Source organism: Arthrobacter sp. CC3 (assembly GCF_039907775.1).
Taxonomy (GTDB): Bacteria; Actinomycetota; Actinomycetes; order Actinomycetales; family Micrococcaceae; genus Arthrobacter.
Window position 1 is genome coordinate 49923 of the sequence record NZ_JARCCY010000007.1, and the last position, 15533, is coordinate 65455.

Consider the following 15533-nt stretch of genomic DNA (forward strand, 5'->3'; position numbering starts at 1 on the left):
TGTACTAATTAGGATGACCTAACTAGCAAGCGGTCTACCGCGCGACAAAGATGAAACTGTTGCGAGAGGAGTCCTGCGATGAGCATTGTGGACAGCTTCGGTTCAAAAGGCAAACTTAATGTAGCCGGTACCGAATACGAAATTTTCCGGTTGAACTCCGTTGAAGGTGCAGAAAACCTTCCGTTCAGCCTCAAGGTATTGCTTGAAAACCTGTTGAGGACCGAGGACGGCGCGAACATTACGGCCGATCACGTCCGAGCACTGGCCGGTTGGGATCCCAACGCCCAGCCCGACACTGAAATCCAGTTCACGCCGGCGCGCGTGATCATGCAGGACTTCACTGGCGTGCCCTGCGTTGTGGACCTCGCCACCATGCGTGAGGCCGTCAAGGAGCTCGGCGGTGACCCCAAGCGGGTCAACCCGCTGGCTCCCGCCGAGATGGTGATCGACCACTCGGTGCAGATCGACGCATTCGGTAACTCCGGCGCACTGGAGCGCAACATGGAGATCGAATACCAGCGGAACGGGGAGCGCTACCAGTTCCTCCGCTGGGGCCAGACCGCGTTTGACGACTTCAAGGTCGTCCCGCCGGGAACCGGCATCGTGCACCAGGTCAACATCGAGTACCTGGCCCGCACCGTGATGACCCGTGAAGTTGACGGCGTTGTCCGGGCCTACCCGGACACCTGCGTCGGCACCGACTCGCACACCACCATGGTTAACGGCCTGGGCGTGCTGGGCTGGGGCGTTGGCGGCATCGAAGCCGAAGCTGCAATGCTGGGCCAGCCCGTGTCCATGCTGATCCCGCGCGTCGTGGGCTTCAAGCTGGCCGGATCCATCCCGGCCGGCGCCACCGCCACCGACGTCGTCCTGACCATCACCGAGCAGCTGCGCAAGCACGGTGTTGTGGGCAAGTTCGTGGAATTCTACGGCGAAGGTGTGGCGGCAGTGCCGCTGGCCAACCGCGCCACCATCGGCAACATGAGCCCGGAGTTCGGCTCCACGGCCGCCATGTTCCCGATCGACGACGTCACCCTCGACTACCTGCGCCTCACCGGCCGGTCCGAAGAGAACGTTGCCCTCGTGGAGTCCTACGCGAAGGAACAGGGCCTCTGGCACGATCCTTCCAAGGAGATCAAGTTCTCCGAGTACCTCGAGCTGGACCTGTCCACGGTTGTTCCCTCCATCTCCGGCCCGAAGCGTCCCCAGGACCGCATCGAGCTCACGGATGCCAAGGAGCAGTTCCGCAAGGACATCCACAACTACGTGAGCATCGAAGACGGCAGCGTCGACGAGTCCCTGGAAGAGTCCTTCCCGGCCTCCGACCCGCCCTCCTTCACCCACGCCGATTCCCACACCACCGAAACTGCGCGCGTTGAGTCTGCCGCCAACGGTGCCCATGGGCGTCCGTCCACCCCGGTGCACGTTGTCACCGCGGACGGCCGCGAGTTCGAGCTGGACCACGGCGCGGTCTCGATCGCCTCGATCACGTCCTGCACCAACACGTCCAACCCGTCCGTGATGCTTGCTGCCGCACTGCTGGCCCGCAACGCCGTGGACAAGGGCCTGGCCGCAAAGCCGTGGGTCAAAACCTCCGTGGCTCCGGGCTCCAAGGTAGTCACCGACTACTACGAGAAGTCCGGCCTCACGCCGTACCTGGAGAAGCTCGGCTTCTACATCGTGGGCTACGGCTGCGCCACCTGCATCGGCAACTCCGGCCCGCTGGACGCCGAAATCTCCGAGGCCATCCAGGCCAACGACCTTTCCGTCACCGCGGTGCTCTCCGGTAACCGCAACTTCGAAGGCCGGATCAACCCGGACGTGAAGATGAACTACCTGGCCTCCCCGCCGCTGGTCATCGCCTACGCCCTGGCCGGAACCATGGACTTCGACTTCGACACCGATGCCCTCGGCCAGGACGAAGCCGGAAACGACGTCTTCCTGAAGGACATCTGGCCGAACCCGGTCGAGGTCCAGCAGGTCATCGACTCCTCGATCGACAAGGAAATGTTCGCCCGCGGCTACGAGGGCGTCTTCGACGGCGACGACCGCTGGAAGGCACTCGACACCCCGGCCGGCGACACCTTCGCCTGGGACGAGAAGTCCACGTATGTCCGGAAGCCCCCGTACTTCGAAGGTATGAAGGCCAAGCCGGAGCCCGTCACGGACATCACCAGTGCCCGCGTGCTGCTCAAGCTCGGCGATTCGGTCACCACCGACCACATCTCCCCGGCCGGTTCCTTCAAGTCGGACACCCCGGCCGGCCAGTACCTGCTGGCCAACGGTGTGGAGCGCAAGGACTTCAACTCCTACGGCTCGCGCCGTGGCAACCACGAAGTCATGATCCGCGGCACGTTCGCGAACATCCGCATCAAGAACCAGCTGCTCGACGGCGTCGAAGGTGGCTTCACCCGCGACTTCACCCAGGCGGACGGTCCCCAGGCGTACGTTTACGACGCCGCCCAGAACTACCAGGCAGCCGGCACCCCGCTGGTCGTCCTGGCAGGCAAGGAATACGGCTCCGGCTCATCCCGTGACTGGGCTGCCAAGGGCACCGCGCTCCTGGGCGTCAAGGCTGTCGTGGCCGAAAGCTACGAGCGCATCCACCGCTCGAACCTGATCGGCATGGGCGTCCTGCCGCTGCAGTTCCCGGCCGGCGAATCAGCCGCGACCCTGGGCCTGACCGGCACGGAAACCTTCGCAGTCGAGGGCGTCACGGCCCTCAACGAAGGCACCACGCCGAAGACCCTCAAGGTCACCGCTACAGCTGAAGACGGCTCCGCCAAGTCCTTCGACGCGGTCCTCCGCATCGATACCCCGGGCGAAGCGGACTACTACCGCAACGGCGGCATCCTGCAGTACGTGCTGCGCCAGATCTCCGCCAACTAGCGGCAGAGGTCACAACCGGCACCACCCAAAAGCCCCGGACTGTCACCGACAGGCCGGGGCTTTTGCGTGGCGGCCATCGCTCCCTGCGTCCGGCCCGCCGTCGAGGCGTTAGAGTTAAAAGGCATGTCTACCACCCGAAGGAGGCCCCGTTGGGAATTTTGGACACCATCCGGAATCCGCAGGACCTGAGCAAGTTGACCGAAGAACAGCTGACCCAGCTGGCTGCGGAGGTCAGGAGTTTCCTGATCGGCAACGTGTCGCAGACGGGTGGCCACCTCGGACCGAACCTCGGCGTTGTGGAACTGACCATGGCCGTGCACCGTATTTTCGATTCCCCCCGGGACAGCATTGTCTTTGATACCGGGCACCAGTCGTATGTCCACAAGCTCCTCACCGGACGCCAGGACTTCAGCACGCTCCGCCAGGAAGGCGGCATGTCCGGCTACCCGGACCGTGCGGAGTCCGAGCATGACATCGTGGAAAGCTCCCACGCCTCCTCTTCGCTGTCCTGGGCCGACGGCATCTCCCGCGCCCGGCAGCTGACCGGCGACGGTGACCGCTACGTGATTGCCGTGGTGGGCGACGGCGCCCTCACCGGCGGCATGGCCTGGGAAGCGATCAACAACATCGCAGCGGACAAGAAGCGCCGCGTTGTCATCGTGGTCAACGACAACGGCCGGTCCTACGCGGCAACCGTCGGCGGCTTCGCCGACTACCTCGCATCCCTGCGTCCCACCATCGATTCGTTCCGCGCGGCCCCGGCCTACGAGGGCACCCTGGACTGGTGGAAGCGGAAGCTCCAAAACGGCGGACCCGTGGGGCAGTTCACCTACCGGAGCCTGCATGCCATGAAGAAGGGCATCAAGGACTGGTGGGCGCCGCAGGGCATGTTCGAGGACCTGGGCATGAAGTACATCGGCCCGGTGGACGGACACAACCTCCAGGCCATGGAGCACGCCCTCTCGACTGCGAAGAACTACGCCGGTCCGGTCATTGTGCACGCGATGACCGAAAAGGGCCACGGCTACGCGCCGGCACGCGCGCACGAAGCCGATCAGTTCCACGCCGTCGGCATCATCGATCCTGAAACCGGGGAGCCCACCGAGGCGGGTGGCGCCCAGTCCTGGACATCGGTCTTCGCCGACGAAATCGCCGCGATCGCCGATGAACGCCAGGACATCGTGGGTATTACCGGTGCCATGCTCATTCCGGTGGGCCTGCACAAATTCGCCGCACGGCACCCGGAACGCGTCTTCGACGTCGGCATCGCCGAGCAGCACGCGCTGACCTCTGCCGCCGGCATGGCCTTCGGCGGGCTCCACCCCGTCGTCGCCGTCTACGCGACCTTCCTGAACCGCGCCTTCGACCAGCTGCTCATGGACGTTGCCCTGCACCGGGCCGGCGTCACCATCGTGCTGGACCGCGCCGGCGTGACAGGGCCCGACGGCGCCAGCCACCACGGCATGTGGGACATGGCCATGGTCCAGATCGTCCCGGGGCTCCACCTGGCAGCGCCACGCGACGCCACAAGGCTCCGCGAAGAACTCCGCGAAGCCGTGGCTATCAAGGACGCGCCCTCCGTTGTCCGCTATTCCAAGGGCAGCGTTGGCGCCGAAGTGGAAGCGCTGGAGCGCCTGGGCGACGGCGTGGACGTGCTGGCCCGCCGTCCCGCAGGCTCCAGCGAAAACGACGTGCTGATCGTGAGCGTGGGCGCCATGTCCGAGCTCGCCCTGGATGTCTCCAACCGGCTGGGCGCCCAAGGCATCAGCTCCACGGTGGTGGACCCCCGCTGGCTGCTGCCGGTCCGGAAGTCCATCATTGCGCTGGCTGCCCGCCACCGCCTGGTCATCTGCATCGAGGACGGCGTCCGCGCCGGCGGTGTGGGTTCACGCATCCGGCAGGAAATGCGCGCCGCGGGCGTGGACACCGCCCTCAACGAGGTGGGCCTGCCGGTGGAGTTCCTGGACCACGGCACGCGTGCGCAGGTGCTGGAACGGGTCGGTTTGACGGCCCGCCAGATCACGCACGACGTCGTTGCCCAGGTCCTGGGGACCAAGGTGCCTTTCGCCCGTCCCCTGCCCGGCCAGGAACACCCGACTACGGGCAGCCTGCCAAAACTGTGATCCCGCACGAGGCCGAACCTCCCGGGGACCTGGCACCGGGAGACCTGGTGGTGGCGCGGAACCGCAAATGGGACGGTGGCGCGCACTGGGTGGTACCGGGCAGCTACCTCGGCGCCGACAGCCACGGCTGGTGGATCTTCCAGCCCAAGGGATCGTTCATTTCGCGGCCCGGAGCGGCTTTCCACGCCCGGTCCGACGCGGTCTTGCTTGTTCCGCGGACCGGCGATTACGTGGCGACGTTCTACGACGACACCTACCCCGGGGACTTCCGGGTGTACGTGGACCTCGCCGTGGGCCACGGTTGGAACGTCCTCCGGCCCGGCACGCTGGAGTTCCACGTGATCGATATGGACCTGGACGTCATCCGGTCCGTGACCCGCGGCGTCTACATCGACGACGAAGACGAATTCGCCGAGCACCAGGTGCGTATGGAGTATCCGCGGGACCTCGTGGACCGCATGCTCCGGGAGACAGAACAGCTTTACCAGGCCGTGAAGGCACAGCAGGCACCGTTCGACGGCACAGACGCCGAGTGGTTCAGGAGAGGACGGGCATGAGCGGAATTATCAGGGTCTACAAACGAGACGACGAAGGGGTCCTGCTGTTCCGGGAAGCCTGGTTCGATGAGGACTACAGCCAGTTCGTCATGAACCACGGCGTGGTCGGGCACCAGAGCAAGACGGACGAAACGGACGTCGCCGATGCCGGGGCCGCCGAAGGCCTCATGGACGCCTTCGCGGTGCAGTGCGCCGAGGACGGCTACGCCGAGATTGCCGACGAAGAGCAGTTCTGGGTGGTTGCGCAGTACGCACTGAAAACCAAGGACGGCACCGACCGTGACCGCTACCTGGAGGAAAAGGCCAAGGACGCCCTCATCAGCCACCTTGCCTGGCGCGGACTCGGCACCGTGGAGCGGTCAGAATTCGGCGATGCCAAACTCAACATCTTTTGCCTCTGCCCGGACGTCAACAAGGCCGTCAATGCCATCAAAGTCTGCATCCGCGGCGAGGACCTGGACTTCACCAAGCTCAGCATCGGGGCTGCGCCGTTCGGGGCACCAGAGGCCTTTAAGCTGAAGCACTCGCCGAAACCGGCTTCGGGCTTTACTCTCTAAGAGGGGGGGCAACCGACTGACTGGGAGGCAACCGCTATGGCGCCAAAATCCGTTCAACCAGGCCACACCCCGATTCCCCGCGGAATCGGCGCGCCTGCCCGCCGGGCCATGGCCCACGCGGGGCTGGAAACCTTGGAACAGGTGGTCCAGTACCCCCAGCGGGAATTGTTGAAGTTGCACGGAATGGGCGTCAAGACCATGGCACAGCTCCAGGACGCCATGGACGAGCACGGACTCGAGTTCCCCGCCACCTGACACGGCTTCCGGCCTCCGGCCACGGTCCGGACGCAGCCCCGAAGGGCTGCGTCCGGACCTGTATTGCGGCCGTTATACGCTGAATTCATGACTGAATACCGCCGCCTTGGAAAATCCGGATTGACCGTCTCCGTTGTTGGCCTCGGCTGCAACAATCTTGGCCGGGCCAATACCGTGACGGAGTCGCAGGAGGGGACCGACGCCGTCGTGCATGCCGCCCTGGACGCCGGCATTACGCTCTTTGACGTCGCGGACACCTACGGCCGGGAGCCCGGACTCAGCGAGACCATGCTGGGCAAAGCCCTTGCAGGCCGGCGCGGTGACGCTATTGTGGCCACGAAGTTCGGCATGGACATGCGCGGAGCCAACGGCAACGACTTCGGGGCCCGCGGATCACGGCGCTACATCGTCAAGGCCGCCGAAGCCTCGCTGCGGCGGCTCGGCACCGACTGGATCGACCTCTACCAGTTCCACACCCCGGACCCGCTGACGCCCATCGACGAGACACTTGCCGCCCTGGACGACCTCGTCACCAGCGGCAAGGTCCGCTACCTCGGGCACTCCAACCGGGCCGGCTGGCAGGTGGCCGAGGCCGAATTCGTTGCCCGCGCCCGCGGAGGTTCTCGCTTTGTGTCCACCCAGAACCACTACAACCTGCTGGACCGCCGCGCAGAAGCCGAAATCACGCCCGCCGCAGAAGCCTACGGCCTGGGCGTGCTGCCCTACTTCCCGCTGGCCAACGGACTGCTGACCGGCAAGTATGCGCCCGGCAAAGCTCCGGAAGGCTCCCGCCTCAGCCACACCCGCACCAACCTGGTCCACGACGCCGACTGGGACCAGCTGGAGAAGTTCAGCGCGTTCGCCGCAGAGCGCAACCTCACCGAAATTCAGGTGGCGTTCTCCTGGCTGGCGGCCCAGCCGTCCGTCAGCAGCGTGATCGCGGGCGCCACGAAGCCGGAACAGGTCCGCGAGAACGCCGCCGCCGTGGCCTGGGTGCCTGCTGCCGACGAACTTGCCCGGCTCGATGAGATCTTCCCCCGTGCGCCCAAGGTGGCACTCTTCTGATGCAGTCGGTCCTGATGGACGTGGACACCGGGATTGACGACGCCCTGGCCCTGGTGTACCTCGCCTCGCTACCGGACGTGGAGTTCGTAGCGGTTACGGCGTCGCCCGGAAACGTGGACGCGCACCAGGTGGCACGCAACACCCTGGCCATCCTGGAACTGTGCGGCCGCCGCGGCGTTGAGGTGGCCGTCGGCGCTGAGGGTCCGCTGTCGATTCCGCTCGTGACTACGCCGGAGACCCATGGCCCGCAGGGGCTGGGGCATGCCGTGCTGCCACCGCCTGCGGGAACCGTGTCCGCCCGGCACGCCGCGGACCTGTGGGTGGAGGCGGCGCGGGCTCGGCCGGGGGAGCTGACCGCCCTGATTACGGCGCCCCTGACCAACTTCGCGCTGGCCATCCGGCGGGAGCCGCGACTGCCCGAACTGCTGGGCAAGGTGGTCATCATGGGTGGCAGCTTCTATCACCAGGGGAACACCACGCCCACGGCCGAATGGAACACCCACGTTGATCCGCATGCGGCAAAGGAAGTCTACGCGGCCTACCGCGGGATGCCCTCTGAACGCCTTCCGATAATCTGTTCGCTGGACACCACGGAACGGATGGAGATGCGGCCGGAGCACCTGCTGCGGCTCGCGCAGGAAGCGGGGTGCGCAGAGCCGGAACTGGTGCTCCCGGAAGATCCCGAAGGCCGCAGGAGCACCGCCGGAAACGCCCTGGTCCGCCGCCTGTCCGATGCCCTGCGGTTCTACTTTGAGTTTCACCGCCGCTACGACCAGGGATATCTGGCCCACGTGCACGACGCTTTCGCCGCCTGCGTGGCGGTGGGGCGGACGGACGTGGCCACTGCGCTGGCCACGGTGGACGTCGAAACCGTATCCCCGCTGCTGATGGGCACCACCGTGGCGGACTACCGGGGGCTGTGGGGCCTGCCGCCCAACGCCCGGATTGTGATGTCGAACAATCCGAAGCAGTGCTTTGATGAGCTCATCGAATCAGTGGGGGCGCTGGCAGGGCGACTGCCCTAAGATGGTAGCTGCGCCGAGGTGACATAGGCGCACGTCTGCCGATCCCGGTACCGGTGTACCCAAGTCCGTGTACCCGAGGAACGCAGCCCACAGCCAAAGGAACAGCCATGTCACAGCAATCCCGGACCCTGCCCGCCCCTGGACAGGCGGCGGTCCGCAACCGCCGCCTGCTTGAAATCCTTGGTGCGGTGTCCATTGCGGCAACCTTCATTTTCCTCGTCCTGACGCAGCCCGCGGACATCACCAACGGGCTGGCGGGCGGATCCACCCTCGTGGCCCTGGGCGGTTTCCTGCTGGGAGCCATCCTCCTGATCATCGGTGTGCTCCCCACCCTCCCCACCTCCACACTCGTGCTGATTCCGGTGGCACTCGTCCTCAACATCGCCCTCGGGCAGATCATGGGCTCCACCGGACTGCCGTTCTACTTCGATGCGATCGGCACGGTGCTTATTGCCGTCCTGGCCGGTCCGGCCGCCGGAGCCGCAACGGGTGCCCTCAGCAGCGTCGTGTGGTCCTTCATCAACCCCACCGTGCTGCCCTTCGCTGCCGGTGCGGCGCTCATCGGTTTCCTGGCGGGCCTCGCCGCCCGCTACGGGCTGTTCCGCCGCTTCTACCTGGCCCCGGTGGCAGGCTTCGTGACGGGCATCCTGGCCGGCGTCGTCTCCGCACCGATCGCGGCTTTCGTCTTCGGCGGCACCTCCGGTGTCGGGACCGGCGCGATTGTCAGCGCTTTCCGGGCCATGGGCGATACCCTGCTGGCGGCCATCACCAAGCAGGCGCTCATTTCGGACCCCATGGACAAGGCCATTGTCTTCGCCGTCGTCGCGATGCTGGCGTACGCGCTGCCGCGCGGGACCACGCTGCAGTTCGCCTTCGTCCGCCGCTTCAACGTGCTCGCAGGCAAGAAGCGGGAAGCGCCGGACGCCTGATTCCGTGCCTGCCCGACTGAACCCTCCCGCCGCGCCCAACCCCCTGACCGCACTCGCGGCTGCCGTCGCGACCGCAGCAATCACGACGGCGGTGTCCAGCTGGGCCGTTTCCCTCGCCGTTGCCCTCGCCTGCGCGATGCTGGCAGTGCGGTCCCGAGTGGCCGGCCGGCTGGCTCCGGCGGCAGCGGTGATCCTGGCGCCGTTCTGGCTGTCGCTTCTGGTCATGCACGGGCTGTTCTTTCCCGAGGGCAGGACGGTCCTGGCGGACTGGGGCGCAGCCAGGGTCACGGCGGAGGGGCTGGGTTTCGCGCTGGACATGGGTGCGCGGACGGCCGCATACGTCATGGTCTTCCTGCTTTTTTCGTTCACGGTCCGTGTGCCGGACCTGGTGGCGGTGATGGCGGCGCGGCGCGTGCCCCCGCAGTTCGGCTACGTCCTGGCATCCACCCTGACGCTGGCACCGGCCATCAGCGGAAAGCTGGCGCGGATCCGGCAGGCCCAGGAATCCCGGGGACTGGTGCTGGGAGGCGGACCGCTGCGGCGGCTGGCGGCCGCCCGGCTGCAGATGGTTCCGTTGGTCCTCTCGCTCATCGAGGATGCCGGTGAGCGGGCACAGGCGCTGGATGCCCGGGGCTTCAACGGCAGCCGGACCCGCACCAGCTACCGGGACGTGCCGGATACTGTTGCCCAACGGGCATTCCGGGCCGTCGCCCTGCTGCTGGCCGCAGCCGCGGTGGCGCTGCGGCTCTCCGGACAGTGGCCCGAGCTCCAGGGGGTCCCGCTCCAGGGGTTCGCAATGCTGTGGCCCGGCGGAGTGCCGGGATGAGGAGTGTGGCCCTGCTCGAGGCCCGGATTGAAGCCTTCAGCTATCACGGCGAGGACGCGTCCGTTCTCCACGACGTCGAGGTTGTTGCGGCACCGGGTACGCTCACTGCCGTGCTGGGCGGTTCCGGCAGCGGCAAGTCCACCCTCGGCCGGCTGCTGGCCGGCTGGCTGTCCGGTGGGAACTCCGGACAGTTCAAGGGCAGCCTGCACCTGCGTACTTCCGACCTGCGTGCTTCCGACCTGCGTGCTTCCGACCTGTCTGATTCGGGCAGGCACGCGGCGCCGGGGGACGACGGGCCCCTCGTTTTTCACGGCACGCCGGACGACCCCCGGATTAACGCGGCCCTCTGGTCCGATCAGGTGGGGTTCGTGCCGCAGGATGCCGCAGCCCTGTTGTCCACCGTGGGGTTCACAGTGGCCGAGGAGCTGGCGTTCGGCCTCGAGAACCGGGGCATGGACAGGACCCTGATGCACGCGGAGGTGTCGCGTGCCGCCGAATCCGCCGGACTGACCGGGCTGCTGGAACGCGATCCGGCCACCCTCTCCGGCGGCGAACTGCGGCGGCTCGCGGTGGCCTGTTCCGCCATGACGCGCCCCGGCGTGCTGGTGCTCGATGAACCGCTGGGCTCGCTGGATGCCGCAGGCTCAGCCTCGGTGCGTGCGCTGGTCCGTCAGCTTCTGGACGCCGGCACCGCCGTCGTTGTCCTGGGCCAGGCCGTGGACGAGCTGGCGATGTCAGCCACCCGCTGGCTGGTGCTCGACGGCGGCACGGTCACCGCACGCGGCACCCCCGGTGAGCTGGCGGGCTGCCCCGCGCTGCTGCAGTCCGGCGTTGTGGTTCCCGCGCCGGCGGACGACGGTTCCGGCCTGCGCTGCCGGACCGTTGACCGGCAGCTGGCCGCTGCCGGTCCCGGAACGGAAAATCCCGCTGCTGCCGTCCTGGAACTGGACCGTCTCAGTTTTGGCTACCCGGCAGGCAGGGGAAAAACGGGTCCGGGCGTGCTGGGCGATCTCAGCCTCGCAGTGGCTGCCGGACAGGTCGTCGCCGTGACGGGTCCGAACGGAGCCGGCAAGTCAACGCTGCTGAGGCATCTCAACGGCCTGCTCCGCCCAATGCGGGGGGCCGTCCGGATCGAGGGCAAGGACATCGCCGGCATTCCGACGGGGCGTGTGGCGGACCGGGTGGGCCTGCTCTTCCAGCATCCGCGGGACCAGCTCTTTGAGCGAACGGTCCTGCGCGAGGTGCTGTTTGGCCTCGAGCGGAAGGTCGGTGCGGCGGCGGAAGCAGCCGCGCGGGCGGCGCTGGCCGCCGTCGGACTCGGTGGCCAGCTGGCGGCCCATCCGCATGAGCTTCCGGCGTCCCGGCAGCGGCTCCTCGCCCTTGCCACGGTCCTGGCCCGGGAACCGGTCCTCATTGCCCTGGACGAGCCCACCGTGGGCCTGGACCGCCACGGCCTCGAACGCCTGGATGAGGCGCTAGGCGCGGCGGCCGAGCGTGGTGCAGCCGTCGTTATGGTCACGCACGAGCTCGCCTATGCCCGGGCCACGGCCCACCGGGTCCTCGAACTGCGGGACGGCACGCTCCGGGAGGTTTGAACGTTTGTCCCTCCACACGCAGCAGCACCGAACGCAGAAACGCCGCCGCCCGCACCGGATAAGGTGCGGGCGGCGGCGCCGTCGGTTGGGCAGTGGGGGTGGACTGCTGCCCCGCGGCCCTAGGCCGGTACTGCCGCGGACGCTACGCCGGGAGCGAGGAACTTCCTGCCGTTGACCCGTTCGGAGGCCCCGACGCGGTCCAGGTAGGGGGTGATGCCCCCGAGGAACATCGGCCAGCCGGCTCCGAGGATCATGCAGAGGTCGATGTCTTCCGGACCTGCCACCACGCCTTCTTCCAGCATGAGTCCGATTTCCTCCGCCAGCGCATCCTGCGTGCGGCGGAGGACTTCCTCCCCGGTGGAGGGGGAGGTGCCGAAGGACAGCAGCGCCAGCGTGTCGGCGGGGATGAACGGCTTTCCGTCCGGCCCCTTTTCCGGCACCCCGTTCTGCACGGCCCAGATGGATTTTACGCCGTTGTCGATCAGCTTTTGCAGGTTCTGCGAAACGCTGAAGCGGTCCCCGAACGCGGCATGCAGGGATTCCTGCACGTGCTGCGCCACGGGCAGGCCAACCATCGCCCCGAGCGTAAACGGCGTCATGGGCAGCCCCATGGTCCGCAGCGCGTTGTCGGCCACGTCCGCCGGAGTTCCCTCGTCGAACGCCGCTGTCACTTCGCCCATGAGGCGCAGCAGGATGCGGTTGACCACAAACGCGGCGGCATCCTTGGCCAGGACGGCGGTCTTCTTCAGGCCCTTGGCAAGTTCGAACGCGGTGGCCAGCACGGCGTCGTCGGTCTTTGGCGCCCGGACGATCTCCAGCAGCGGCATCACGGCCACCGGGTTGAAGAAGTGGAAGCCCACCAGACGCTCAGGGTGCTTCAGGTCCTCAGCCATGGCAGTGACAGACAGTGAGGACGTGTTCGTGGCCAGGATGCACTCGGGGGAGACAATCGCCTCCACCTCCGCGAACACCTGCTTCTTGACGTTCAGTTCCTCAAACACGGCCTCGATGACGAAGTCGGCGTCGGCGAACGCCGCCTTGGAAACCGAGCCCGTCACAAGTGCCTTGGTGCGGTTGGCGGCGTCAGCACTGAGCCGCTTCTTCGCGAGCATCTTGTCCACTTCGGCGTGGACGTAGCCCACACCCTTGTCCACGCGGTCCTGGTCGATGTCCGTCATGACCACCGGCACCTTCAGCTGCCGGGCGAAGAGCAGCGCCAGCTGGCTGGCCATCAGGCCTGCGCCCACCACGCCCACCTTGGTCACCGGCCGGGCCAGCTTGCGGTCAGGTGCCCCCGCCGGGCGCTTGGAACGCTTTTGCACGAGGTCCAGGAAGGCGTACACCGTCGAGCGGAATTCGTCGGTCTGCATGAGTCCGGCCAGGGTCTCGCATTCGAGTGCTGCCGATTCCGCCTGGCTCATGGTCCGGTTGGCCTCCATGATGTCCAGCACTTCGGCCGGCGCGGGCGAGGCATTGGACGTCTTGGCCTCCACGAAGGCCCGCCCGGCGGCAACGGCCGCCGCCCAGCGGCCGGCAACCTCCGGATCGGAAGGCTCGACGGCGTTGGGCCGCTTCGGGGAGACCTCGCCGGAAATGACGCCGGCCGCCCAGGCGAGGGACTGCTCCACGAAGTCGGCCGGTTCGAACATGGCGTCGGCGATGCCCAGGCTGAAGGCCTGCGGACCGGTGAGCGTCCGGTTGTTGCTGAGCGGATTCTCGATCATCACCTTGACGGCGTTCTCCGGTCCGATCAGCCTCGGAAGGATGTAAACGCCGCCCCAGCCGGGCACCAGGCCGAGGAAAGCTTCGGGAAGCGCCAGGGCACCGGCGCCGGTGGACACCGTCCGGTAAGTGGACTGCAGGGCGATCTCCAGGCCGCCGCCCAGGGCCACGCCGTTGATGAAGGCGAAGCTGGGCACGCCCAGGTTGGCGAGGGTGGCGTAGACGTCGTGGCCGAGCTGCGCCATCCAGAGTCCGTGGTCCCGGTGGTTCAGGGACTTCACGGCGGACAGGTCCGCGCCGGCCACGAGGTAATAGGGCTTGCCGGTCACGCCGACGCCCACAATCTCGCCGCGGGCGGCCCGGTCCTTGAGGCCCTCCAGGACCGTACCCAGTTCCACCAGGGTATTCGGGCCCAGCGTGGTGGGCTTGGAGTGGTCAAAGCCGTTGTCCAGGGTGATCAGCGCGAACGTTCCCGGGCTCGGCTTGCCGGCGGCAGCCGGCAGCTCGATGTCCTGGACATAGGAGTGCGTGACGGCCTCGTCAGGGAAAAGGTCGGCAAGCTTGCGGAAATCGGCGGCGCTCATGCTGCTGCTCCTTCAGTCTGGGTGATGGCGGGATCGGTGCTGGCGGTGTCATCGGCGGGCGACACGGCGCCGCTGTAGTCTGTGTATTCCGAGTGACGAGGGTTTTCCCAGATGACGGTGGCGCCCATGCCCAGGCCGATGCACATGGTGGTCATGCCGAAACGGACCGACGGGTCCTCCTCGAACTGGCGCGCCAGCTGGTTCATCAGCCGCACTCCGGAGGAGGCCAGCGGATGCCCGACGGCGATCGCACCGCCGTAGCGGTTGACGCGGGGATCGTCGTCGGCAATGCCGAAGTGGTCCAGGAAGCTCAACACCTGGACGGCGAATGCCTCGTTGATTTCGAACAGCCCGATGTCCGAGATGTCCAGGCCTGCGTTCTTCAGCGCCTTTTCCGTGGCGGGGACCGGTCCGATGCCCATGACTTCGGGCTCCACGCCGGCAAAGGCGTAGCTGACCAGGCGCATTTTCACCGGCAGCCCAAGCTCCGCCGCGGCCTCCGCGGAGGCGAGCAGGGCCGCCGTCGCGCCGTCGTTCAGACCGGCGGCATTGCCGGCGGTCACCCGGCCGTGGGGGCGGAAAGGCGTGCGCAGCGCGGCAAGGTCCTCGAGGGAGGTTCCCGGCCGGGGCGGTTCGTCAACGGTGTTGACCGTCCAGCCCTGCCCTGGCTTCATGGTGGCCACCGGCACCAGGTCCGGCTGGATCTGGCCCTTTCCGTAGGCCGCCGCCAGTTTGTCCTGGGATGCCACGGCGTAGGCGTCCGTGCGGTCCTTGGTGATGGCCGGGAAACGGTCGTGCAGGTTCTCGGCGGTGTTTCCCATGTTCAGGGCGGCGGGGTCCACGAGGCGCTCGGACATGAACCGCGGATTGGGATCGGCGCCCTCGCCCATCGGGTGGTTGCCCATATGTTCCACTCCGCCGGCGATGACGACGTCGTACGCTCCGAAAGCGATGCCGCTGGCAGTGGTGGTGACAGCGGTCATGGCGCCGGCGCACATGCGGTCCACGGCGAAGCCGGGGACGGTGCGGGGGAGTCCGGCCAGGAGGGCCGCCGTGCGGCCGATGGTGAGCCCCTGGTCGCCGGTCTGGGTGGTGGCGGCTACTGCCACCTCGTCAATGCGGTCGGCCGGGAGGGAAGGGTTGCGGCGCATGAGTTCGCGGATGCACTTGACCACGAGGTCATCGGCGCGGGTTCCGGCGTAGATGCCCTTTTCGCCCGCGCGGCCGAACGGGGTGCGGACACCGTCCACAAAGACGACGTCGCGGACGGTCCTGTTCCTTCCACTGCTGTGGGTTCCGCTGCTTTGTTCTCCGCTGTGGCGGGGCTGGCTCACGTGATACTCCTCATCGAGACATTGGTGCCGGACGCGCGCCAGTGGCAGCGGCAATCCGGGCGGCATTGATTC

At 67.2% G+C, this 15533-nt stretch carries 12 protein-coding genes; 10 read left to right on the forward strand and 2 right to left on the reverse strand.

All coding sequences use genetic code 11. The features are described from left to right. Positions 1-78: 78 nt before the first annotated feature. From acnA to PV761_RS05705, 10 genes are all read left to right on the forward strand, one after another. Complete coding sequence (gene acnA, locus PV761_RS05660) at positions 79-2889, forward strand: aconitate hydratase AcnA (protein WP_347895071.1); 2811 nt, start codon at positions 79-81, stop codon at positions 2887-2889. Positions 2890-3038: 149 nt separating this feature from the next. Then, positions 3039-5012: a 1-deoxy-D-xylulose-5-phosphate synthase gene (gene dxs, locus PV761_RS05665; protein WP_028270818.1), complete on the forward strand. Its 1974-nt coding sequence runs from the start codon at positions 3039-3041 to the stop codon at positions 5010-5012. Continuing rightward, positions 5009-5569: a DUF402 domain-containing protein gene (locus PV761_RS05670; protein ID WP_028270817.1), complete on the forward strand. Its 561-nt coding sequence runs from the start codon at positions 5009-5011 to the stop codon at positions 5567-5569. The genes dxs and PV761_RS05670 overlap by 4 nt, the downstream gene beginning before the upstream one ends. After that, entirely contained in the window at positions 5566-6126 is a 561-nt protein-coding gene (locus PV761_RS05675) for a hypothetical protein (RefSeq protein ID WP_028270816.1), read from the forward strand. The genes PV761_RS05670 and PV761_RS05675 overlap by 4 nt, the downstream gene beginning before the upstream one ends. 36 nt (positions 6127-6162) lie before the next feature. Then, positions 6163-6381 carry a hypothetical protein gene (locus tag PV761_RS05680; protein ID WP_028270815.1) on the forward strand — a complete coding sequence of 73 codons (219 nt, stop codon included), beginning with the start codon at positions 6163-6165 and terminating at the stop codon, positions 6379-6381. Positions 6382-6468: 87 nt separating this feature from the next. Further along, a complete protein-coding gene (locus tag PV761_RS05685; protein WP_028270814.1) occupies positions 6469-7446 on the forward strand; it encodes an aldo/keto reductase in 978 nt (325 codons plus the stop codon). After that, on the forward strand, positions 7446-8471 hold the full coding sequence (locus PV761_RS05690; protein WP_347895075.1) for a nucleoside hydrolase: 1026 nt from the start codon (positions 7446-7448) through the stop codon (positions 8469-8471). Before PV761_RS05685 ends, PV761_RS05690 begins: the two co-directional genes overlap by 1 nt. 107 nt (positions 8472-8578) lie before the next feature. Continuing rightward, the gene (locus tag PV761_RS05695) at positions 8579-9400 is read left to right on the forward strand and encodes an ECF transporter S component (RefSeq protein ID WP_347895077.1); all 822 of its coding nucleotides are present in this window, start codon (positions 8579-8581) and stop codon (positions 9398-9400) included. A 4-nt stretch (positions 9401-9404) separates the two neighbouring features. Continuing rightward, the gene (locus PV761_RS05700) at positions 9405-10226 is read left to right on the forward strand and encodes an energy-coupling factor transporter transmembrane component T (RefSeq protein ID WP_347895079.1); all 822 of its coding nucleotides are present in this window, start codon (positions 9405-9407) and stop codon (positions 10224-10226) included. Beyond that, positions 10223-11821: an ABC transporter ATP-binding protein gene (locus tag PV761_RS05705; RefSeq protein ID WP_347895081.1), complete on the forward strand. Its 1599-nt coding sequence runs from the start codon at positions 10223-10225 to the stop codon at positions 11819-11821. The genes PV761_RS05700 and PV761_RS05705 overlap by 4 nt, the downstream gene beginning before the upstream one ends. 119 nt (positions 11822-11940) lie before the next feature. Here PV761_RS05705 and PV761_RS05710 read toward each other — a convergent pair whose 3' ends face one another. Both PV761_RS05710 and PV761_RS05715 read right to left on the reverse strand, forming a co-directional pair. Continuing rightward, positions 11941-14127 (reverse strand): 3-hydroxyacyl-CoA dehydrogenase NAD-binding domain-containing protein, encoded by a 2187-nt coding sequence (locus PV761_RS05710; protein WP_347895083.1) that lies wholly within the window; start codon positions 14125-14127, stop codon positions 11941-11943. Next, positions 14124-15461, reverse strand: a complete 1338-nt coding sequence (locus PV761_RS05715; protein ID WP_028270807.1) for an acetyl-CoA C-acyltransferase — start codon at positions 15459-15461, stop codon at positions 14124-14126. The genes PV761_RS05710 and PV761_RS05715 overlap by 4 nt, the downstream gene beginning before the upstream one ends. Positions 15462-15533 lie beyond the last annotated feature (72 nt).